Consider the following 21,325-nt stretch of genomic DNA (forward strand, 5'->3'; position numbering starts at 1 on the left):
TAGGGCCCCGCTGACACACCGAAGGTGTGTTCCCCACGCGAACGCCTCCCCGCATGCATCACGGGGAGGCGTTGGTTCCGCTGAGCCGCCGACTACTCCGCCGGAGCCGTCTTCTTGGCGGCCGTCTTCGCGGTCGTCGTCTTCTTGGCCGCGGTCTTCTTCGCCGTGGTCGTCTTCTTGGCGGCCGTCTTCTTTGCCGCTGTCTTCTTCGCGGCGGTCTTCTTGGCGGGCGCCTTCTTGGCCGCAGTCTTCTTCTTGGCCGGCCCCTTCGCCCGCTTCTCCGCGAGCAGTTCGAACCCGCGCTCCGCCGTGATCTCCTCCACGGAGTCCTCCGAGCGCAGCGTCGCGTTGGTCTCGCCATCGGTGACGTACGCGCCGAAGCGGCCGTCCTTCACCACGACGGGCTTCTCGCTGACCGGGTCGGTGCCGAGCTCCTTCAGCGGCGGCTTGGCGGCCGCGCGACCGCGCTGCTTCGGCTTGGAGTAGATCTCCAGCGCCTCTTCCAGCGTGATGTTGAAGAGCTGCTCCTCGGTCTCCAGGGAGCGCGAGTCCGTGCCCTTCTTCAGGTACGGGCCGTACCGGCCGTTCTGCGCGGTGATGTCGACGCCCTCGGCGTCCTGGCCGACGACGCGCGGCAGCGACATCAGCTTCAGGGCGTCGGCCAGGGTCACCGTGTCGAGCGCCATGGACTTGAAGAGCGAGGCGGTCCGCGGCTTCACCGCGTTCTTGCCCGTCTTCGGGGTGCCCTCGGGGAGCACCTCGGTGACGTACGGGCCGTAGCGTCCGTCCTTGGCGATGATCTGGCGGCCGGTCTGCGGGTCGGCGCCCAGCTCGAAGTCGCCGCTCGGCTTGGCGAGCAGCTCCTCGGCGTACTCCACCGACAGCTCGTCGGGCGCGAGGTCCTCGGGGACGTCGGCGCGCTGGTGGTTCTCGGAGTCGCGCTCGCCGCGCTCGATGTACGGGCCGTAGCGGCCGACGCGCAGCACGATGTCGTTGCCCACGGGGAAGGACGAGACCTCGCGGGCGTCGATCGCGCCCAGGTCGGTCACGAGCTCCTTGAGGCCGCCGAGGTGGTCCCCGTCACCGTTCCCGGCGTCCGCCGCGCCGCCCTGGCCGGCCCCGCTCCCGTCGACCGCACCGAAGTAGAAGCGCCGCAGCCACGGCACGGCCTGCGCCTCGCCACGCGCGATGCGGTCGAGGTCGTCCTCCATGGAGGCGGTGAAGCTGTAGTCGACCAGTCGGCCGAAGTGCTTCTCCAGCAGGTTGACGACAGCGAACGACAAGAAGGAGGGCACAAGCGCCGTCCCCTTCTTGAAGACGTAACCGCGATCCAGGATGGTCCCGATGATGGACGCATACGTAGACGGGCGTCCGATCTCGCGCTCTTCGAGCTCCTTGACGAGCGAGGCCTCGGTGTAGCGCGCGGGCGGCTTGGTGGCGTGCCCGTCGACCGAGATCTCCTCGGCGGACAGGCCGTCGCCCTCGGCGACCTGCGGCAGCCGGCGCTCGCGGTCGTCCAGCTCCGCGTTCGGGTCGTCGGCGCCCTCCACGTAGGCCTTCAGGAAGCCGTGGAAGGTGATCGTCTTGCCGGACGCGCTGAACTCGGCGTCGCGGCCGTCGGCGGACGCGCCACCGATCTTGACCGTGACGCTGTTCCCGACCGCGTCCTTCATCTGGGAGGCGACGGTGCGCTTCCAGATCAGCTCGTACAGCTTGAACTGGTCGCCGGTCAGGCCGGTCTCGGCGGGCGTGCGGAAGCGGTCGCCGGAGGGGCGGATCGCCTCGTGCGCCTCCTGCGCGTTCTTGACCTTGCCGGCGTACGTACGCGGCTTGTCCGGCAGGTAGTCGCTGCCGTACAGCTGCGTGACCTGCGCACGGGCGGCCGCGACGGCCGTGTCCGACAGGGTCGTGGAGTCCGTACGCATGTAGGTGATGAAGCCGTTCTCGTACAGCTTCTGGGCGACCTGCATGGTCGCCTTCGCGCCGAAGCCCAGCTTGCGCGAGGCCTCCTGCTGGAGCGTCGTCGTACGGAACGGGGCGTACGGCGAGCGGCGGTAGGGCTTGGACTCGACGGAGCGCACGGAGAACCGCGTCTGCTCCAGAGCGGCGGCGAGCGCACGGGCGTTCGCCTCGTCCAGTTGCAGCGTGTTCGCCGAACCGGCCTTCAGCTGACCCAGCGAGTCGAAGTCACGGCCCTGCGCGATGCGCTTGCCGTCGACCGCGCTGAGGCGGGCGACCAGCTGCGACGGGTCGGAGGAATCTCCCGCGCGGCCCGTCGCGAACGTGCCCGTCAGGTCCCAGTACTCGGCCGAGCGGAAGGCGATGCGGTCGCGCTCGCGCTCGACGACGAGGCGGGTGGCGACGGACTGCACGCGGCCCGCCGACAGGCGCGGCATGACCTTCTTCCACAGGACCGGCGAGACCTCGTAGCCGTAGAGGCGGTCGAGGATGCGGCGGGTCTCCTGGGCGTCGACCAGCTTCTTGTTCAGCTCGCGGGGGTTCGCGACGGCGGCCCGGATCGCGTCCTTGGTGATCTCGTGGAAGACCATCCGGTGGACCGGGATCTTCGGCTTGAGGACTTCCTGGAGGTGCCACGCGATGGCCTCGCCCTCGCGGTCCTCATCTGTGGCGAGGAAGAGCTCGTCGGAGTCCTTCATGAGGTCCTTGAGCTTCTTGACCTGCGCCTTCTTGTCGCTGTTCACGACATAGATGGGCTGGAAGTCGTGCTCGACGTCCACACCGAGGCGGCGCACCTCGCCGGTGTACTTGTCCGGCACTTCGGCCGCGCCGTTCGGGAGGTCGCGGATGTGCCCGACGCTCGCTTCGACGACGTATCCGGGGCCGAGATAGCCCTTGATCGTCTTCGCCTTGGCGGGCGACTCGACGATGACGAGTCGGCGGCCGCCCTGTGCGGTCTCGCTGGTCGGGGACAACTTCGCTCTTCTCTCCGGTCGGCGGTTCGGGGCCGTATCGATGGCTCTCTCCCGCGGGATCGTGCCGTTTCCACGGCACTGCTGCGGAGTGTGACGGTACCTCCCGCCGGTGTGTCAAACGGGAAAAGCACGCAGCAGCCACTCGGAACGGTAACCCGACTCCTCGTGATCCTGCCCCCGGACCGGTGAGAGGACGCCTGGGCTCCGGGTCCCGGTGTCGGCGTCGCGGGTGTCGGGTTCCTGTGGCAAACGTCCCCATTGCGTAGCGGTCCCGTGCCCTCCGGGTCCCTTGTTTATCCCTCCCTGACAAGATGGCGGACGGCTGGGGGAGCCCGCGGGGAGCCTCCGGCTCGTCCCCAAGGCATCACTATCCAGGAGCTTCCCGACATGTCCGACAGCAATCCGTACGGCCAGCCCCCCAAGGACCAGTCGGGCGGGAACCCGTACAACCAGCCCCCGGCGGACCAGCCGGGCCAGCAGTACGGATACCCGCAGCAGGGCTCGCAGCCCGGCTACGGCACGCCGCCTCCCGGCCAGCCCGGCCAGCCCCAGGGCCAGCCCGGCTACGGCACGCCGCCGCCCCCTCCCGGCCAGCCCGGTCAGCCCGGTCAGCCCAGCTACGGCTACCCCTACCCCGGCTCCGCCCCGGCCGGCGGCGGCGCGTACCCGCCCCCGCCGGGACCCGGCATGGGCGCCCCGAACATGGGCCCCGGCATGGGCATGCCCTACGACCCGGCCGCGCCCTACGGCTACGACCCGTACGGCCGTCCGTACTCGGACAAGACGAAGCTCGCCGCGGGTCTCCTCGGCATCTTCCTCGGCTCGTTCGGCGCGGGCCGCTTCTACACCGGGCACACCGGGATGGCCGTCACGATGCTCATCGTGTCCATCGTGACCTGCGGACTCGGCGGCATCTGGGGCCTGATCGACGGCATCATGATGCTCGCCGGCGGCAACGCCACCGACTCCCAGGGCCGCCTGCTGCGGGACAACTGACCCCGTGCCCCGCGCCGCGTCCCCCACGGTTCGCCTCAGGAGCGCGCTGAGCGCCCCTGCGGCGGCCCCGCTCGGGGTGCTCGCGGTGGGGTCCTTCGCCGCGCTGTATCTGTACGGCACGGACCCGCACGAGCCGGGCCACTTCCTGCCCGGCTGCCCCTTCCGGTTCGCCACGGGGCTGCTCTGCCCGGCGTGCGGCGGGACGCGGATGGTCTACGACCTGATGCACGGTCAGTACGCCATGGCCTGGCACGACAACGGCGCGCTGCTGCTCGCCGCCCCCTTCGCCCTTGCCCTGCTGGGGCGTTGGGCGTACGAGGGGCTGCGCGGCCGCCGCTGGTCGCCACCGATCGGGGGTCGCGGCGGGGCCGTGATCCTGGTCGGGGCGGCGGCCTGGGCGGTACTGCGCAACGCGCTCTGAGCGGCGCCCGGTTGGACGCGCCCTAGACCTGAGCGAAACACCACACGGCGAGCGCCAGGGCCACAGCGCCGGCCGCCCCCGCGAGCACCACCGACGTCACAGGGCGCACCCCGTACGCCACCGGCTCACGGTGCGCCGCGCGCGCCCCGGTCCACGCCAACAGGCCCGCCCCGAACAATCCGAACACCGCGCCTGCGAACACCGCGGGAACACTCTCCATCGCCCTGCCTCCCCCACCTACGGACCGATTCCGGTACCCAGGCGGGCGACGCTGGCACGGGCAGCGGAACCCGGGGTGAACTCCCGGGCGCCATAAGGGAAAGCGCGGCCGACGGGTTTCAGTCGACCGGCGTGAACGGCTCCAGGAACCCCTGCTCGACCAGCGTGCGGATCTGCGCGGGCGTGCGGTCACGCAGCGACACCGGGTCCTCGCCCATGAGTTGGGCGATGGCGTCCAGGATCGTCCCGGCGCTCAGCGACCCGTCGCACACACCCGCGAACCCGGCGCCGACCGTGTCCACCTTCGTCGCGCGGCGCATCCCTCGCCCCTGCCGCAGCACGACGTGCTCCGGGTCCTCGGCGCCCGGCAGCCCGACCTGCTCCTGCACGACCTCCCCGGCCAGCTTGAAGTGCGCGCCGAGCAGCGCCGCGTCGTCGTGCGCCCGCAGCCAGTCGACCCGCTCGAAGTGCGCGCGCACGGTGTCGCCGAGCGGCTGCTCGACGGGGTGCGGCCACTCCTCGATGAGGATCGAGGGCTCGTCCGCACCGCTCTTCCTCAGCGTGATCCAACCGAAGCCGACGGCCCGCACCTTTCGCGCCTCGAACTCGTCGAGCCAGGCGTCGTACCGCGCCGCGTACTCGGCCGGGTCGCCGCGGTGGTCACCGGCGTCCCGCAGCCACAACTCGGCGTACTGCGCTACGTCCTGCACCTCGCGCTGCACGATCCAGGCGTCACAGCCGCGCGGCACCCAGGAGCGCAACCGCTCGGTCCACTCCTCCCCCTCCACGTGCTGCCAGTTGGCCAGGAACTGCGCGTATCCCCCGTCGTTCAGGTGCTCCCCTGCCCCCTGAACGACGGAGCGGCACAGATCGTCCCCGCTCATGCCGCCGTCGCGGTACGTGAGGCGGGCACCGGGCGAGATCACGAAGGGCGGATTGGACACGACCAGGTCGTACCCCGCATCGCCCACAGGCTCGTACAACGAGCCCTCGCACAGCTCGGCGTCCTGCGCGCCCGACAGCGCGAGGGTCAGCGCGGTCATGTGCAGCGCGCGCGGGTTGAGGTCGGTCGCGGTGACCCGCGTGGCGTGCCGCGCCGCGTGCAGCGCCTGGATCCCGGATCCGGTGCCGAGGTCGAGGGCCGATCCGACGGGCGTACGCACGGTGACCCCGGCGAGCGTGGTGGACGCCCCGCCGACCCCGAGCACGACGCCTTCCTCGCTGCTTCCGATGCCTCCGGCGCCACCGACCGCGCACCCGAGGTCGGACACGATGAACCAGTCCTCGCCCTCGGGGCCGCCATACGGGCGTACGTCGACGCCCGCCGCGACCTCGTCGCCCCCGACGGCCCGAAGCCAGCCGCTCTCCAGGCACGCGTCGAGCGGCAGCACCTCGGCCACGCGCTCGCGCGGCGCGGGCTGCTGCAACAGGAAGAGCCGAACGAGCGTCTCCAGGGGCCGCTCGCCCCGGGTGGCCCGCAGAGCGGGCACGGTCTCACTGCGCGCGAGCGCCGCGTAGGCGGACGCCCCGAGCAGCTCAAGCAGCCCGTCGGCAGTGAACTCGGCGGAAACCAACGCGTCCCGCAGGGACTGAGCGACATCGGAACGGTCGACGGAGGGCAGCGATACAAAAACGGAAGAACTCACCCCACCATTGTGACGGTCCGCACCACTGTGGGCAGGCGTTCCGCACGGCGAATGGGGCCTCCCCTGCTCGAGCGCAGCCGAGAGCTTGGGGAAGGGTGGGCACGGCCCCCGGTGCGGCGGCCACGCAAACACGACAACGCCCCCGGTGCCGCGCAAAGAGCGCAACCCCGAGGGCGCAGAAGAAAACGCGGGACCTAGGACCCGGAGGGCGTAGCGGAAGCGCTCTTGCAGCTCTCCTGCTTCGCCATCGCCTTGCCCACGTCCCCCTCCTCAAGGTTCTTGAGCGCATCGCTGCCGTCCTGGCTCAGCGTGTCCAGCTGGCCGGCGATGTCCTTGAGCCCGTCGGCGAACTTCGCCTGGTCGCCGGTGTCGAGCTTGTCGACCTTCTTCCTCAGGTCGGCGTACGACGTCGAGATCTTGTCCAGTTCCTTGACGGCGTTCTGCTGCTTCTTGTCACCGCCGTCGACCGGCGGAGACCCGGCCTTGTCGACCGCGTCACCGATCGCCTTGTACGCGTCGGACATGTCCTGGAACGCCTTCGAGTCGGTCTTCTGGACCTGCTCGGGTTCGCTGTTGTCCGAGGTCTCCTTCTGGATCGCGGTGTTCGCGGCCTCGATCTTCTTGGCCTGCGGCTGGACCTTGTCGCAGACCTGCTTGGCCCAGGAGTCCAGCTTTTCGTTGCTGTCGTCGCTGCAGCCCGACAACGCCAGTACCAGTACCGCACCGCCGGACAGTGCGGCAGCAAGCTTCTTGTTCACCGGATTGGTCCCTTCCATGGCTCTCGGCCCCGGAACTTACACGCCACGCACACGACAATCGCACGCCGGGTGTCCTATACGACCACTTTATTGACCTTTAGCAGCCATTTGCACCAAGAGAGATAAGGCTCACTGAAACCGGAAGGGCCCGCCCCGCAGACGTAAGGAAACTACGCCAGAACAGACCGATGGGCGGACAGCCCGTCAAAAGACGCTGTCCGCCCACCTGTTGTCACCCTGACGTGTACTCAGGTCACGTACGCATGTTCGTCACGTTCCCTACGTACCTCACGTACGTGTCGTGGAGACCACGGCAGGATCCGACTGTTCCGGCACCCGTCCGGCCCCCTCGCCGTCCCCGTCCTCGTCCCCGCCGACCGCGATGCCACGCCGCTTGGACATGTACACGGCGCCGATGATCACGGCGAACGAGACGACAGCGGCCGCGACCCGCACACCCACACTCGCGTCGTCCCCATAACTGAACTTGACGACCGCGGGCGCGATGAGCAGCGCCACCAGGTTCATCACCTTCAGCAACGGGTTGATGGCGGGGCCCGCGGTGTCCTTGAAGGGGTCGCCGACCGTGTCGCCGATGATCGTCGCCTCGTGTGCCTCGCTGCCCTTGCCGCCGTGGTGCCCGTCCTCGACGAGCTTCTTGGCGTTGTCCCACGCACCGCCGGAGTTGGCGAGGAAGACGGCCATCAGCGTGCCCGTCCCGATCGCCCCCGCGAGGTACGCCCCGAGCGCGCCGACGCCGAGCGTGAAGCCGACCGCGATCGGCGCCATGACGGCGAGCAGCCCGGGCGTGGCGAGCTCCCGCAGCGCGTCCTTCGTACAGATGTCGACGACGCGCCCGTACTCCGGCTTCTCCGTGTAGTCCATGATCCCGGGGTGCTCGCGGAACTGCCTGCGCACCTCGTAGACCACCGAACCCGCCGACCGCGAGACGGCGTTGATGGCGAGCCCGGAGAAGAGGAACACGACCGCGGCGCCCGCGATCAGCCCGACCAGGTTGTTGGGCTGCGAGATGTCCATGACCAGGTTCATGGGCCCGCCGTCGCCGACCTTCTCCCCGACGTCTCTGGCCGCCGTGAGGATCGCGTCCCGGTACGAGCCGAACAGCGCGGCGGCCGCGAGCACGGCGGTCGCGATGGCGATGCCCTTCGTGATCGCCTTCGTCGTGTTGCCGACGGCGTCCAGGTCGGTGAGGACCTGCGCGCCCGCGCCCTCGACGTCACCGGACATCTCGGCGATGCCCTGCGCGTTGTCGGAGACCGGACCGAAGGTGTCCATGGCGACGATGACGCCGACCGTGGTCAGCAGCCCCGTACCGGCCAGGGCGACCGCGAACAGAGCGAGCATGATCGACGTACCGCCGAGCAGGAATGCCCCGTACACGCCGAGCCCGATCAGCATCGCCGTGTAGACGGCCGACTCGAGGCCGATAGAGATGCCGGCGAGCACGACGGTCGCGGCCCCGGTCAGCGACGACTTGCCGATGTCCTTGACCGGTCGCCTGCTCGTCTCGGTGAAGTACCCGGTGAGCTGCTGGATGAGGGCCGCGAGCACGATGCCGATCGCGACGGCGACGACCGCGAGGATCCGCGGGTCGCCCGCCTTGCCGCTGATCGCCGTGTCCGTCACACCGTCCAGGTCGGCGTACGACCCCGGCAGATAGACGAAGACGGCGACGGCCACGAGCACGACCGAGATCACCGCGGAGATGAAGAACCCGCGGGTGATGGCGCTCATTCCGGAGCGGTCGGTGCGGCGCGGCGCGACGGCGAAGATGCCGATCATCGCCGTGAGGACCCCGATCGCGGGCACGATCAGCGGGAACGCCAGGCCCGCGTCGCCGAAGGCGGCCTTGCCGAGGATCAGCGCGGCGACCAGCGTGACGGCGTACGACTCGAACAGGTCGGCGGCCATTCCCGCGCAGTCTCCGACGTTGTCGCCCACGTTGTCGGCGATGGTCGCGGCATTGCGCGGATCGTCCTCCGGAATGCCCTGCTCGACCTTGCCGACCAGGTCGGCGCCGACGTCGGCGGCCTTGGTGAAGATGCCGCCTCCGACACGCATGAACATCGCGATCAGCGCGGCGCCGAGCCCGAAGCCCTCCAGGACCTTGGGCGCGTCGGCCGCGTAGACCAGCACGACGCAGGAAGCGCCGAGCAGTCCGAGTCCCACCGTGAACATGCCGACGACGCCGCCCGTACGGAAAGCGATCTTCATAGCTTTGTGCGCGACGGCAGTGAGATCTTTTTCCGGCTCGCCTTCCGCCGGGGTCGCTTCTCTCGCGGCTGCGGCGACGCGCACATTCGTGCGCACCGCGAGCCACATTCCGATATAGCCGGTGACGGCCGAGAACACCGCGCCGACCAAGAAGAAGATCGACCGGCCCGCGCGCTGATTCCAGTCGTCCGCCGGAAGCAGCATGAGCAGGAAGAACACCACGACGGCGAATACGGCGAGGGTTCGCAGCTGCCGGCCCAGATAGGCTTTCGCGCCTTCCTGGACCGCGCCCGCGATCTCCTTCATCGAGTCCGTGCCCTCGCCGGCCGCGAGTACCTGGCGCACCAGGACTCCGGCGACGGCGAGCGCCGCGAGCGCGACGACGGCGATGACGACGACGATCAATCTGTTGTCGTCGGTCAGAACTGCGGCTGCGAACGTAGCAGGGGTAGAGGGCTCCGCCATTCGTCCTCCTTGACGCTTGGACTGAGCTCAAGATGTGGACGGATTGTAGGGAGCGGGCCCTGATCAAAACAGGGCGCGGCAAACGGAATTGTTTCCTACCCAGCAAATGTTCGGTGAACCTCGACCGGCGGACCGAGGCGGAATTACTAACCCCCTCAAGGCATTAGCGAAGATCCTTTATTGGCCGATTGACTGATCGACCTCAGGAAACACCGAAGAGGCCCGGTTCACCGTCAGGTGAACCGGGCCTCTTCGAAAGATCTCCGGGTACCGCGCGGAGCTAGGGAAGCGTCGCCGGCAGGGTCGGCCAACTCATCCGAATGAGTCCGCCGTCCGCCTCCGCCGTGACCTCCACGTCGTCCACGAGGCCGCTGATGACGGCGAGACCCATCTCGTCCTCACCCTCCGCCTCCAGATCGTCCGCGGAGCCCGCACCGGCCGCGGCCGACGGGATCACCGTGCGCGGCGCCTCGTCCCCGACCTCGATGGAGAACTGCTTCTCCTCCTCGATCAGGGCCACCAGCACCGGCGCCGAAATGCCGCTGCTCTGGTGCAGTCCGACAGCGCGGCTGCAGGCCTCACCGACGGCGAGCCTGACCTCGTCGAGCACGGCCTCGTCCACGCCCGCCCTGCGCGCCACGGCGGCCGCCACCAGGCGGGCCGTCCTGACGTGCTCGGGCAGAGGACTGAAGCGGAGTTCGACAGTGGCCATGCATCCCCCTCGGACAGACGGGCCCACAGTTGTACGAGTGTGCTCCCGGGGATCGGCCGGCCTCGGCCGCCCGATCCCCTTGTCTCCACCGGTGTCGCCACCGGCATCGACCGGATCAGTCGGTCGCCGAGACGGCTTCCTCGACGGAGGTGTGGATCGGGAACACCTTGGTCAGTCCGGTGATACGGAAAATCTTGAGAATGCGCTCCTGGTTGCACACCAGGCGCAGCGAGCCCTCGTGGGCACGCACGCGCTTCAGGCCGCCGACCAGCACGCCGAGCCCGGTGGAGTCGAGGAAGTCCACGCCCTCCATGTCGACGACAAGGTGGAAACTGCCGTCGTTCACCAGCTCGACCAGCTGCTCGCGCAGCTTGGGCGCGGTATATACATCAATTTCGCCACCGACCTCGACGACCGTACGATCGCCGACGGTACGGGTCGACAGGGACAGGTCCACGGATCCTCCAGCACCTTGCTAAATCGAGCGGTCGCCCCTCGGGGACACCTCGGCTTGATCCCCCGGGACGGTTCGCCAGCCGCGATGGCATTCAATCACTTACCGGCAGGCGTGCACGACGCCTTGGAAGCATTGTCCGTCACGCCAGTGACACACTCGGTGCCGATGGCCAAGAATCTCCGATCCGAACGACCCTCGGCATCCGCCCCAGACCGCCCCTCTCCCGGTGCGGTCCTGGACCGGCTCGCCTCGGGTCCGAGCAGGGCTGCGCGCGTCACCCATACGGAGCACTTGCCCCCTCGTCCCGGTCGTCATGCCGTCTGGCCCGATCGGATCCGGGCCGAGGTCATCGCGGCCGTGCAGACCGCCGGAATCGCGCACCCCTGGGCCCACCAGGCCCTCGCGGCAGAGCACGCCCTCGACGGCGATTCGGTGGTCGTCGCCACCGGCACGGCCTCCGGAAAATCGCTCGCCTATCTGGTTCCGGTCCTGTCGGCCCTGCTCGACGGATCCGAGGCACCGAACGGGCGCGGCGCGACCACGCTCTACCTCTCCCCGACGAAGGCGCTCGCGGCGGACCAGTGCCGATCGGTGAAGGAACTTTCACAACCGCTGGGTACGGCGATTCGTCCCGCGGTCTACGACGGCGACACCCCCTTCGAGGAACGCGAGTGGGTACGCCAGTACGGAAACTACGTCCTCACCAACCCGGACATGCTGCACCGGGGCATCCTTCCCTCGCACCCGCGCTGGTCCTCCTTTTTCAAAGCGCTCAAGTACGTCGTGATCGACGAGTGCCACACGTATCGCGGTGTCTTCGGCTCGCACGTGGCGCAGGTGCTGCGAAGACTGCGCCGCATATGTGCCCGTTACGGGTCCGAGCCCGTCTTCCTGCTGGCTTCGGCCACCTCCGCCGAACCGGCCGTCTCCGCCCAGCGGTTGACGGGTCTGCCGGTCGTCGAGGTCGCGGACGACGCCTCGCCGCGCGGCGAACTGGTCTTCGCGCTCTGGGAGCCCCCGCTGACGGAGATGCAGGGCGAGAAGGGCGCGCCGGTGCGGCGCACGGCGACCGCCGAGACGGCGGACCTCCTGACCGACCTCGCGGTCCAGGGCGTGCGCTCGGTCGCCTTCGTACGCTCCCGACGCGGCGCCGAGCTGATCTCGGTGATCGCGCAGGAGCGGCTCGCCGAGGTCGACCGCTCGCTCGCCCGGCGGGTCGCGGCCTATCGCGGCGGCTATCTCTCCGAGGAACGCCGCGCCCTCGAAGCGGCCCTGCACTCCGGCGAACTCCTCGGCCTCGCCGCCACCACCGCCCTCGAACTCGGCATCGACGTCTCGGGGTTGGACGCGGTACTGATCTCCGGCTATCCCGGTACGCGGGCGTCGCTGTGGCAGCAGGCGGGGCGGGCCGGGCGCTCGGGACAGGGCGCGCTCGCGGTCCTGGTCGCCCGCGACGATCCCCTGGACACCTACCTGGTCCACCACCCCGAGGCCCTCTTCGACCAGCCGGTCGAGTCGACGGTCCTCGACCCGGACAACCCGTACGTCCTGGCTCCGCACCTGTGCGCCGCGGCGGCGGAAATCCCCCTCACCGAACCGGACTTGGACCTGTTCGGCCCGGCGACCGGGGAACTGCTGCCGCAGCTGGAGGCGGCGAAGCTGTTGCGGCGCCGCTCCGCCACGAAGGCCTGGCACTGGACGCGCCGCGAGTCCGCCGCGGACCTGGCCGACATCCGTGGCGAGGGCGGCTCCCCCGTACAGGTCGTCGAGGCCGGCACGGGGCGGCTGCTCGGCACCGTCGACGCGGGCTCCGCCCACACCTCGGTCCACGACGGCGCGGTCCACCTCCACCAGGGCCGCACGTACGTGGTGAAGAAGCTGGACCTCGACGACAACGTCGCCCTGGTCGAAACGGCGAACCCCACCTACTCGACCACCGCCCGCGACACCACGGCCATCTCCATCCTGGAGACCGACGTCGAAGTCCCTTGGGGCGACGGCAGGTTGTGCTACGGCTCGGTCGAGGTCACGAACCAGGTCGTGGGCTACCTCCGCCGCCGCCTGATCACCGGCGAGGTCCTCGGCGAGACCAAACTCGACCTCCCTCCTCGTACGCTGCGCACCCGCGCGGTGTGGTGGACGGTCACGGAGGACCAGCTGGACGCGGCCCGTGTGAACCCCGAGATCCTCGGCGGCGCCCTGCACGCCGCCGAGCACGCCTCCATCGGCCTGCTCCCCCTCTTCGCCACGTGCGACCGCTGGGACATCGGTGGCGTCTCGATGCCGCTCCATCCGGACACGCTCCTTCCCACGGTCTTCGTCTACGACGGCCATCCCGGCGGTGCGGGATTCGCGGAACGTGCCTTCCACACCGCCCCCGAGTGGCTGGCTGCCACGCGTGAGGCCATCGCGTCCTGCGAGTGCGAGGCCGGTTGCCCCTCCTGTATCCAGTCCCCCAAGTGCGGCAATGGCAATGAGCCGTTGCACAAGCGGGGGGCGGTGCGGCTGCTCTCCGTTTTGCTGAGGGATGCGGTGGGGTAGGCGGATCGCCTTTTGCGGTCGGCCGGTCCTACGCCTCGGGGCTCCGCCCCGGACCCCGCGCCTCAATCGCCGGCGGGGCTTGATGTGCGCGGCTCCGTCTGCCCCGTCGCCTTGGGCAATCTGCCGCCTTGGGCGGCAGGGTGGGCAAGGCGGCGCCACGGTGCAGCGCAACGAGAACCACCGCCGCCCTCACGGCAGCGCCCCCGCGGGGCCCGCCCGCGACCTCACCTCCGCCCGGAACATCCGCTCGCCCGACACCGCCGTCACGTCCGACACCTCCCCGCGTACCGCGCACCGCACCACACCCGCCGCCTGCGCCCGAGCCACCCGTGCCGCCAGCGCGCACGCCTTCGCTCTTCCGTCCATCCAGTGGTCCGCCGCGGCAAGCGCCGCCAGGTCGGCCGCCGAGCCCGCGCGGTGCCGCGCCTCGACCGCCTGCCCCATGGCCAGTACCGCCCCGAACACCGCCCCCACCGCGGCCATCGCCATCACGACCCACACAGTCGCCGACCCGCGGTCACACCGCCCCGTCACGTCGCCTCCTCCGCCGCCACGGCCTGCGCACTCAGCTCCACCCCGAGCGCTCCCGGCCCCACGGACCTCGCCCGCACCGTCACCCGCACCAGATCGCCCTCCCGGCCCACCGCGACCCGCGCACCCGGCGGCGCGGCCTCCCGCGCCGCCGCGACCGCCGCGCCCCTGGGCTCCTGCCGCGCCACCGCCCTGGCTCCGGCCCGCGCGGCATCCACGCACCTGATCTGCGCCGACGCCGCGAGCACCACCCAGACCAGCGCCATCGTGAACGCCACGAGCACCGGCAGCGCCACGGCCGCCTCCGCCGTCACGAATCCCCGGTCGCCGCGCCGGGGCTCAGAACGACCCATGGAGCGCCTTCGCCACCAAGGACTGCAGCGCCGACTGCACCACGTCGCTCGTCACCACCTGGTACAGCACCCCAGCGAAGCCCACCGCCGCGATCAGCCCCACCGCGTACTCGGCGCTGACCATCCCGGCGTCCCGCCGCCCGGACCGCACCGACCGAACCCATCGACGAGCGCCTCCGCGCAACCACCCGCGCCAGACCCGCCCCACACGCATTCCGTTCATGCCAACTCCCTTGACCCGTCATCCTGTTCTGCCTTCCGAAGCCCGCCGCTCATCGCCCTCCCAGCACTCCGCCTCCCAGCCCGATCACCACCGGCACCACCCCGACCACCAAGAACGCGGGCAGGAAGCACAGACCCACGGGCGCCGTGATCGCCACCGCGGCCCGGCGTGCCACCGTCGTGGCCCGACGCCCCCGCTCGGCCCGGCACTCCGCGGCGAACCGCGCGACCGGCGCCGCCGCCGGGGCCCCGGACTCACCCGCCCGCTCCAACAGCCGGACCAGCTCGTCGGCGCCCGGCACGGCCGACAACTCCCGCCACGCCACCCCCAGTTCGCCGCCGAGCCGCACCTGCGCGGCGCCCCGCTCGAGCCCCCGCCCGACGGGCCCGCCCAGCGCCTCGCCGACGGCCCGCGCCGCCTCCACCGGCCCGGCCCCCGCCGCCAGACACGACGCCAACAGGTCGCACGCCAAAGGCAGTTGACGTACGGCCGCGCCTCTCGCGCTCGCCCCCACCCCCGCTCGCACGCCCTCCTCCCGGCCGCGCCACCAACGCCATACGCCCACCCCGCAGACCACCCCGACCACTACCCCGGGCACCCCGCCGACCAGCACGAACCCGGCACACGCCGCTCCCGCGACCGGCACCCACCGGCGCACCGCGGGCGGCAGCCCCACGGCCCGCCGCGCCGACTCCGCCGCGGCCACCTCCAGCACGAGCCGCACCCTCCGCCGCAACGCCCGCTCGGCCCGCCGCGCCTCGATCTCCCGCACCAGCCACATCACCATCACCGCGGCGCACAGCACCGCCCCCAGCCTGTGGACAACGTTCATCACTCCTCACCCTTCCGCCCCTCGCACGATCCGCCTCGCCCACCACACGCCGGCGGCTTCCAACGCCCCACCCACCACCAGACAGCCGATCCCGGGCCACGTGTGCAGCAGCACCCGCAGGGGCCGCGCCCCCATGCCCGCCCCGAGCAACAGCGCGAACACGGGCAACCCGGCGAGCATCACCGTGGTCGACGAGGGGCCCGCCAACTGGGCTCTGAAGTCGGCCCGTTGATCCCGCTCCGCCCGCAGCGCGTCCGCGAGCCGTTCGAGGCCGGACGCGAGCCCCGCGCCCCGGTCGACCGCCACCCGCCAGCACGCCGCCAGCCCGTGCAACCCCTCGGCCCCCGGCTCCCGCGCCGCCGCCCTCAGGGCCCCGGGCACATCCCCGCCGAACCGGGCCGCCGCCATCACGGCCGCGCTCCCCGCGCCGGTCAACGCACCCGACCCCCGCACCGCCACCACCAGCGCGTCCCCCGGCTGCCGCCCGGCCCGCACCTCACCCGCCAACAGCCCGCACAACCGGATCACCGCCTCCCCGCGCCGCTCCTTTCCCCGCCGCGCCGCCCGGGCCTCACGCAACCGGCCCACTCCGGGCACGGCACACACCCCGAGCACGACCGGCAGCACCGAGGCACCGGCGAGCCCGACCACCGCCCCGGCAACCGCGCACCACCATTCGGGCCGCGCCCGCACCCACGCCCACCACCGCTCCCCCATGCCCAGCCACCGCGACCCCACCCCGAGGTCGACCCCGACCCCCAACACCCGCCGGGCCCGCCGCACCTCCAACTCCCGCACCCGCACCGCCCGCATCACGGCCACAGCCCCCACCGCGGCCACCACCACACCAGGACCACCACCCAAAACCTCAGCACTCACACCCACACACCCCTCTCCACCCTCCCGACCAACCCCACCGACCCGCACTCCTTCGCCACCAGCCCTGCCGGCCCCGGCAACCCCTCACCCCAACCGCACCCCCAACAACCCACCGAGCCGCGCCCACCCCGCGCCCTCCACAAACCCCCGCTCGCCCCACTCCAGCGCCGGTACCGCCCGCACCCAGCCCTCCGCGTCCCGCTCCAGCACCCGGACCTGCGCGATACGGCGCCGCCCGCCCCGGTCCCGTACGAGATGCAGCACCACGCTGACCGCCGCCGCCAACTGGCTGTGCAGCGCCGCCCGGTCGAGGCCCGCCGCCGTCCCCAGCGCCTCCAGACGCACCGGGACATCGCTCGCCGCGTTGGCGTGGACCGTGCCGGAACCGCCTTCGTGGCCCGTATTGAGGGCGGCCAGGAGCGAGACCACCTCGGCGCCGCGCACCTCGCCCACCACGAGCCGGTCGGGCCGCATCCGCAGCGCCTGCCGGACCAGGTCGTCGAGGCCGACGGCCCCCGCGCCCTCCTGGTTCGCGGGGCGCGATTCGAGCCGGACGACATGAGGGTGATCCGGCCTCAGCTCGGCGGAGTCCTCGGCCAGGACGATCCGCTCCCCCGGGCCCACGAGGCCGAGCAGCGCGCTCAGCAGCGTCGTCTTGCCCGTGCCCGTACCGCCGCTGATCAGGAACGAAAGCCGCGCGTCGAGCAGCGCCCGCAGCACCCGATCGCCACCAGGCGGCACCGTCCCCGCCGCCGTCAACTCCTCCAGCGTGAACGCCCGGGGTCGCACGACCCGCAGGGACAGGCAGGTGCAGCCCGCCGCGATCGGTGGCAGCACAGCGTGCAGCCGGGTCCCGTCGGGCAGCCGGGCGTCCACCCACGGCCGCGCGTCGTCCAGGCGGCGCCCCACGACGGCCGCGAGCCGCTGCGCCAGCCGCCGTACGTCGGCGGCGCTTTCGAAGGCCACATCGGCCCGTTCCAGGCCGCCGCCCCGGTCGACCCACACCTTGTCCGGAGCCGACACCAGGACGTCCGTCACCGAAGGGTCGGCGAGCAGCGGCTCCAACGGCCCCGCGCCCACCAGCTCCGACCTCAACCTGCCTGCTGCGCCCAGCACTTCGGCATCGCCCAGGATCCGCCCCTGCGCCCGCAGCGCCTCGGCCACGCGCGCGGGCGTCGCCTCCGACCCCGTCTCGGCAAGCCACTGCCGTACGCCGTCCAACATGCGCGCCCCGACCACCGCACTCATGACACCCCTCCCCACACCCACCGCTCGACCGCCCACTCGCCACACACACCGACCACCACCACGCCCTCCCGATTCACGCCGCCTCCCCCTCCACCGCCGCCACCGGCATCCGCTCCCAGAACGCCCCGCAGAACCGCCCCAGCGGCCCGCCGCTCTTCAACACCTCGGTGTCCGCGGGCAGTTCGCCGACGAGTGGCAGCCCGACGAGCCGTGCCACCTCGTCCGCCGCGAGGCCTCCCGTGCCGCCCGCGGGCACCGTCACCACCCGCAGGTCCCGCAGCACCATCCCCGCCGCCCCCGCCATCCGACGCGCCGCCGCCACGGCCCGCAGCTCCGGTGGCACCACGAGCAGTCCCAAGTCGAGCTGGGCCAGGGCCTCGACGGATCCGGCGTCGACCCGGCGCGGCAGGTCCACCACGACGACCCCGCCCCTGCGCCGCCCGGCCGCGAGCACCGCCCGCACGGCCTCCGAGGGCACCGTCGCGAGATCCCCGCGGTCCCAGCTGAGCACCCGCAGGTCGTGCAGCCGGGGCAGCGACTCCTCCAGGGCCGTACTGCCGACCCGGCCGCGCGACTCCGCGAAGGCCGGCCAGCGCAGCCCGTCCACCGCCTCGCCACCGAGCAGCACATCGAGCCCGCCGCCGAGCGGGTCCGCGTCGACCAGAAGGGTCCTCCGGCCCGACCGCGCGGACGCCACGGCCAGTGCGCAGGCGAGCGTGGAGGCCCCGGCCCCGCCGCGGCCACCGAGCACCCCGACGGTCAGGGCGGGCCGCCCCACCCCCTCGGCGACATCGGCGATCCGGTCCATCAGCCACTGCTCGCCGTCCGGCAGGACGAGCACATGGTCGGCGCCGATCTCCACGGCCCGCCGCCACACCCCGGAATCGTCCTGATCGCGCCCAACCAAGATCACGCCACGCCGTCGGGACACCCCGCGCAACCGCCGCGCGGCGTCGTCCCCGACCAGCACGAGCGGCGCCGATTCCCAGCCACCCCAGCCCTCCGCGCCCACCGGCGCCCCGTGCCCGACCTCGGGCCGCACGCCCGCCGCCGCGCACAGGCGCAGCAGATCGTCCAGCAGCTGCACGTCCTCCGTCACGATCAACGGAGCGCGTCGCACGTCCCGCCCGTCGCACTCGATGACTTCCGCCATGGTCCGGTCCCCTCTCGCCACACTCGCCCGCCCCTGCGGACGACCCGTTCCACACGTGAAGTCGGCGGTGCCCAAGGCGCCGAATACCGCCCATCCGCCACAGCCCGGCCATAACAAACCGGCCATGAACACGGACTTGAACTTCGCGTGTGGAATCACCGTGCAGCGATCCCGGAAATCGTGGGGATCTTGGTCAATAACTGTGGACGCGAGAAGGCTTGTGAATATCCCCGTCACCCATACCAGTGACACTGCGAACCAGGCATGGAACGGTCCGCAGAGCAGCCCGACGGTTACTCAGCGTGAGGATCCTTCGATGCGCGGACCGAGGCGCGCGAGCCTTCTAAACCCCCTGTTCGGGCATGAAAAAAGGACCCGAAAACGGGTCCGGACATGCGACGACCCCCGCCGGGGGGGAGAGCGGGGGTCGTCCCCACGGTCCGACTCGGGGGGGGAGGAGCCAGACCGGGTTAGCACGGTCGCGAACGATCCGTGACTTCCATGGTGTACCCGAGAGCCTTCTCAAGCAAACCCACGCGCCACAGCTTACGCCGAATGGTTGGCGCCTATGCTCGGCCCCGTGGAAAACCACTCCTTGCCTCACTCCACGCCCCGTACAGCGGCGTTCTTTGACCTGGACAAGACGGTCATCGCCAAGTCCAGCACTCTCACTTTCAGCAAGTCGTTCTACCAAGGCGGGCTGATCAACCGCAGGGCCGTACTGCGCACCGCGTACGCCCAGTTCGTCTTCCTCGCCGGGGGCGCCGACCACGATCAGATGGAGCGGATGCGCGAGTACCTCTCGGCGCTGTGCCGCGGCTGGAACGTACGGCAGGTGAAGGAGATCGTCGCCGAGACCCTGCACGACCTGATCGACCCGATCATCTACGACGAGGCGGCGTCCCTCATCGAGGAACATCACACCGCCGGACGCGATGTGGTCATCGTCTCCACATCCGGCGCCGAGGTCGTCGAGCCGATCGGCGAGCTCCTCGGCGCGGACCGGGTGATCGCCACCCGCATGGTCGTGGGCGACGACGGCTGTTTCACGGGCGAGGTGGAGTACTACGCGTACGGGCCCACGAAGGCGGAGGCCATCAAGGAACTGGCGCGCTCGGAGGGGTACGACCTGGCGCGCTGCCACGCGTACAGCGACTCGGCGACGGACCTGCCGATGCTCAGCTCGGTCGGGCATCCCCATGCCGTCAATCCGGACCGTGCGCTGCGCCGCGAGGCACTCGCGCGCGGGTGGCCGATCCTCGACTTCAACAAGCCGGTCCGGCTCAAGCAGCGCCTGCCCCATCTGTCAGCGCCCTCGCGGCCCGCGCTGCTCGCGGCGGCCGGGGTCGGCGCGGCGGCGGTGACGGCCGGACTGGTCTGGTACGCGAGCCGACGGCGCGCGACGACGGGCACCCATTAGTACCTAGTACCGCCGACAGTTAGTACCGCCGACAGTCCGCTCGTTCGCCCCATTTGAACCTAAAAGTAAAGAAGTGCGGTCAGGGCTTCCGCTTCCCCCAGGGGAGGAGTACAAAGGATTCAACGGCCCGCGAGACCAAGGACATCCGAGAGGACACCTTCAACCGCAATCAGGCCCCACGGACCGATGCATGAACACCGGGCACCCACGCGACGTCGACCCGTCGATTACGGGCCAGCCGCACCAGGCGACGGGCAAAGAACCCGACCTGATGGGCAATATTCCGAGGACGCTTGGTAACCCAGTGGACATGCCAGCGGCGGTACGAGCCTTCGTACCGCCGCACCCCTTTGCCCGGGCTTTTTTCCGGGCTTTTTTTCGGGCCTTTTCTGCTACGCGGCGCCGCGCTGCAGCGCCTCGCAGACGGCCGTCGACTCCCTGACTCCCAGCTCGATCGCCTTGCCGCAGTGGGTGATCCAGGCCGCCATCCCCTCCGGCGTACCGGAGACATAGCCGTCAAGTGCGGCCGCGTAGGCCGCCCGGCCGAGTTCGGCGTGGCCCAGCTCCGCCGGGCAGACGGACTTCGGGTCGAGGCCGCTGCCCACCAGAACGACCCGCTCGGCGGCGCGCGCCACCAGGCCGTTGTGCGAGCCGAAGGGGCGCAGGGCGAGCAGCTCGCCGTGCACGATGGCGGCGTTCACCAGGGCCGGTGCGGCGCTCTCGGCGATCATCAGCTGCGAGAGCCCCTCCAGGCGGCCCGCCACCTCCTCGGCGTCCGGCACCGGGAGTTCGACGAGCGGCTCGTCGACCGGCTCGCCCGCGAGCCGCGGCCGACCCACCGCGTCGCTCTTGTCGGCCGCCGCGACCAGGTGCAGGCGCGCGAGCACCCGCAGGGGCGACTGCCGCCAGATGGAGAGGAGTTGACCGGCCTCGGCGGTCAGCCTCAGCGCCGCGCCGACCGTGGGCGCCTCCTTGTCGCCGTCGCCGCCACTGAAGTCGGTACGCCTGCGCACCTCTTCGAGCGGCCAGTCGGCGCCGGAGAGCGCCGCGCTGCCGCGTGCCCCGCGCAGCGCCGCCTCGGACGTGATCTCGTTGCTGCGACGCCGCATGACCCGGTGCCCGTAGACCCGGTCCACAGCCTTGCGCACGGAGTCAACGGAATCGGCCACGCCCGGCAGATCGGCCAGGGCGGCAAGGGGGTCGGCTGTCGTACTCATGAGTTCGACCCTACGGGCCACCCGGCGCCGCCCCACGAAGGAGTGGTCTTCTTCACGCCACATCGACACGAACAGCGACCGTACGG

General features: G+C 71.1%; 19 protein-coding genes. 4 read left to right on the forward strand and 15 right to left on the reverse strand.

Annotated features, from left to right (window positions below):
• Positions 1 to 92 precede the first annotated feature (92 nt).
• Positions 93 to 2,933 (reverse strand): type I DNA topoisomerase, encoded by a 2,841-nt coding sequence (gene topA, locus ABT004_RS11625; RefSeq protein WP_351334385.1) that lies wholly within the window; start codon positions 2,931 to 2,933, stop codon positions 93 to 95.
• A 387-nt stretch (positions 2,934 to 3,320) separates the two neighbouring features.
• On the opposite strand from topA, the gene ABT004_RS11630 reads away from it, so the two are divergent.
• Both ABT004_RS11630 and ABT004_RS11635 read left to right on the forward strand, forming a co-directional pair.
• Positions 3,321 to 3,929, forward strand: coding sequence for a TM2 domain-containing protein (locus tag ABT004_RS11630; RefSeq protein WP_351334387.1), 609 nt, complete (start codon positions 3,321 to 3,323; stop codon positions 3,927 to 3,929).
• A 4-nt stretch (positions 3,930 to 3,933) separates the two neighbouring features.
• Complete coding sequence (locus ABT004_RS11635; RefSeq protein WP_351334389.1) at positions 3,934 to 4,350, forward strand: DUF2752 domain-containing protein; 417 nt, start codon at positions 3,934 to 3,936, stop codon at positions 4,348 to 4,350.
• 22 nt (positions 4,351 to 4,372) lie between these two features.
• On the opposite strand, the gene ABT004_RS11640 is transcribed toward ABT004_RS11635, so the two are convergent.
• The 6 genes from ABT004_RS11640 to bldG all read right to left on the reverse strand — a co-directional run bounded on the left by ABT004_RS11640 (position 4,373) and on the right by bldG (position 10,842).
• A complete protein-coding gene (locus ABT004_RS11640) occupies positions 4,373 to 4,570 on the reverse strand; it encodes a hypothetical protein (RefSeq protein ID WP_351334392.1) in 198 nt (65 codons plus the stop codon).
• Positions 4,571 to 4,688: 118 nt separating this feature from the next.
• On the reverse strand, positions 4,689 to 6,215 hold the full coding sequence (locus tag ABT004_RS11645) for a DUF7059 domain-containing protein (RefSeq protein WP_351334395.1): 1,527 nt from the start codon (positions 6,213 to 6,215) through the stop codon (positions 4,689 to 4,691).
• Positions 6,216 to 6,409: 194 nt separating this feature from the next.
• Positions 6,410 to 6,991, reverse strand: coding sequence for a small secreted protein (locus tag ABT004_RS11650; protein ID WP_351334398.1), 582 nt, complete (start codon positions 6,989 to 6,991; stop codon positions 6,410 to 6,412).
• 270 nt (positions 6,992 to 7,261) lie between these two features.
• Positions 7,262 to 9,673, reverse strand: coding sequence for a sodium-translocating pyrophosphatase (locus ABT004_RS11655; RefSeq protein WP_351334400.1), 2,412 nt, complete (start codon positions 9,671 to 9,673; stop codon positions 7,262 to 7,264).
• Between the two features lie 280 nt (positions 9,674 to 9,953).
• Entirely contained in the window at positions 9,954 to 10,385 is a 432-nt protein-coding gene (locus ABT004_RS11660; RefSeq protein ID WP_351334402.1) for an ATP-binding protein, read from the reverse strand.
• A 115-nt stretch (positions 10,386 to 10,500) separates the two neighbouring features.
• The gene (gene bldG, locus ABT004_RS11665) at positions 10,501 to 10,842 is read right to left on the reverse strand and encodes an anti-sigma factor antagonist BldG (RefSeq protein ID WP_125514212.1); all 342 of its coding nucleotides are present in this window, start codon (positions 10,840 to 10,842) and stop codon (positions 10,501 to 10,503) included.
• Between the two features lie 84 nt (positions 10,843 to 10,926).
• Here bldG and ABT004_RS11670 point away from each other — a divergent pair, with 84 nt between their 5' ends.
• Positions 10,927 to 13,383 (forward strand): DEAD/DEAH box helicase, encoded by a 2,457-nt coding sequence (locus tag ABT004_RS11670; protein ID WP_351334405.1) that lies wholly within the window; start codon positions 10,927 to 10,929, stop codon positions 13,381 to 13,383.
• Between the two features lie 189 nt (positions 13,384 to 13,572).
• Here the strand turns inward: ABT004_RS11670 and ABT004_RS11675 are convergent, their stop codons facing one another.
• From ABT004_RS11675 to ssd, 7 genes are all read right to left on the reverse strand, one after another.
• Positions 13,573 to 13,917 (reverse strand): Rv3654c family TadE-like protein, encoded by a 345-nt coding sequence (locus ABT004_RS11675; RefSeq protein ID WP_351334407.1) that lies wholly within the window; start codon positions 13,915 to 13,917, stop codon positions 13,573 to 13,575.
• Positions 13,914 to 14,267 carry a TadE family type IV pilus minor pilin gene (locus tag ABT004_RS11680; RefSeq protein ID WP_351334409.1) on the reverse strand — a complete coding sequence of 118 codons (354 nt, stop codon included), beginning with the start codon at positions 14,265 to 14,267 and terminating at the stop codon, positions 13,914 to 13,916. Before ABT004_RS11680 ends, ABT004_RS11675 begins: the two co-directional genes overlap by 4 nt.
• Positions 14,254 to 14,490, reverse strand: coding sequence for a DUF4244 domain-containing protein (locus ABT004_RS11685; protein WP_351334411.1), 237 nt, complete (start codon positions 14,488 to 14,490; stop codon positions 14,254 to 14,256). Before ABT004_RS11685 ends, ABT004_RS11680 begins: the two co-directional genes overlap by 14 nt.
• Positions 14,491 to 14,539: 49 nt before the next feature.
• Entirely contained in the window at positions 14,540 to 15,322 is a 783-nt protein-coding gene (locus ABT004_RS11690) for a type II secretion system F family protein (RefSeq protein WP_351334413.1), read from the reverse strand.
• Positions 15,323 to 15,328: 6 nt separating this feature from the next.
• Positions 15,329 to 16,135, reverse strand: coding sequence for a type II secretion system F family protein (locus ABT004_RS11695; protein WP_451192183.1), 807 nt, complete (start codon positions 16,133 to 16,135; stop codon positions 15,329 to 15,331).
• 150 nt (positions 16,136 to 16,285) lie between these two features.
• A complete protein-coding gene (locus ABT004_RS11700) occupies positions 16,286 to 17,449 on the reverse strand; it encodes a TadA family conjugal transfer-associated ATPase (protein ID WP_351334418.1) in 1,164 nt (387 codons plus the stop codon).
• A gap of 73 nt (positions 17,450 to 17,522) precedes the next feature.
• Positions 17,523 to 18,602, reverse strand: a complete 1,080-nt coding sequence (gene ssd, locus ABT004_RS11705) for a septum site-determining protein Ssd (RefSeq protein ID WP_351334421.1) — start codon at positions 18,600 to 18,602, stop codon at positions 17,523 to 17,525.
• A gap of 568 nt (positions 18,603 to 19,170) precedes the next feature.
• On the opposite strand from ssd, the gene ABT004_RS11710 reads away from it, so the two are divergent.
• A complete protein-coding gene (locus tag ABT004_RS11710; RefSeq protein WP_351334424.1) occupies positions 19,171 to 20,022 on the forward strand; it encodes an HAD family hydrolase in 852 nt (283 codons plus the stop codon).
• A 392-nt stretch (positions 20,023 to 20,414) separates the two neighbouring features.
• On the opposite strand, the gene ABT004_RS11715 is transcribed toward ABT004_RS11710, so the two are convergent.
• Positions 20,415 to 21,239: a Fic family protein gene (locus ABT004_RS11715; RefSeq protein WP_351334426.1), complete on the reverse strand. Its 825-nt coding sequence runs from the start codon at positions 21,237 to 21,239 to the stop codon at positions 20,415 to 20,417.
• Positions 21,240 to 21,325: the final 86 nt, after the last annotated feature.

The organism is Streptomyces sp. NPDC002790 (assembly GCF_040295505.1).
GTDB lineage: Bacteria > Actinomycetota > Actinomycetes > Streptomycetales > Streptomycetaceae > Streptomyces.

Coding starts and splice junctions, on each gene's coding strand:
- ABT004_RS11630 (WP_351334387.1), top strand. CDS start 3,321: ATGTCCGACAGCAATCCGTACGGCCAGCCCCCCAAGGACCAGTCGGGC.
- ABT004_RS11640 (WP_351334392.1), bottom strand. CDS start 4,570: ATGGAGAGTGTTCCCGCGGTGTTCGCAGGCGCGGTGTTCGGATTGTTC.
- ABT004_RS11650 (WP_351334398.1), bottom strand. CDS start 6,991: ATGGAAGGGACCAATCCGGTGAACAAGAAGCTTGCTGCCGCACTGTCC.
- ABT004_RS11655 (WP_351334400.1), bottom strand. CDS start 9,673: ATGGCGGAGCCCTCTACCCCTGCTACGTTCGCAGCCGCAGTTCTGACC.
- ABT004_RS11660 (WP_351334402.1), bottom strand. CDS start 10,385: ATGGCCACTGTCGAACTCCGCTTCAGTCCTCTGCCCGAGCACGTCAGG.
- ABT004_RS11670 (WP_351334405.1), top strand. CDS start 10,927: ATGGCATTCAATCACTTACCGGCAGGCGTGCACGACGCCTTGGAAGCA.
- ABT004_RS11680 (WP_351334409.1), bottom strand. CDS start 14,267: ATGGGTCGTTCTGAGCCCCGGCGCGGCGACCGGGGATTCGTGACGGCG.
- ABT004_RS11685 (WP_351334411.1), bottom strand. CDS start 14,490: ATGAACGGAATGCGTGTGGGGCGGGTCTGGCGCGGGTGGTTGCGCGGA.
- ABT004_RS11690 (WP_351334413.1), bottom strand. CDS start 15,322: ATGAACGTTGTCCACAGGCTGGGGGCGGTGCTGTGCGCCGCGGTGATG.
- ABT004_RS11695 (WP_451192183.1), bottom strand. CDS start 16,135: ATGCGGGCGGTGCGGGTGCGGGAGTTGGAGGTGCGGCGGGCCCGGCGG.
- ABT004_RS11700 (WP_351334418.1), bottom strand. CDS start 17,449: ATGAGTGCGGTGGTCGGGGCGCGCATGTTGGACGGCGTACGGCAGTGG.
- ssd (WP_351334421.1), bottom strand. CDS start 18,602: ATGGCGGAAGTCATCGAGTGCGACGGGCGGGACGTGCGACGCGCTCCG.
- ABT004_RS11710 (WP_351334424.1), top strand. CDS start 19,171: ATGCTCGGCCCCGTGGAAAACCACTCCTTGCCTCACTCCACGCCCCGT.
- ABT004_RS11715 (WP_351334426.1), bottom strand. CDS start 21,239: ATGAGTACGACAGCCGACCCCCTTGCCGCCCTGGCCGATCTGCCGGGC.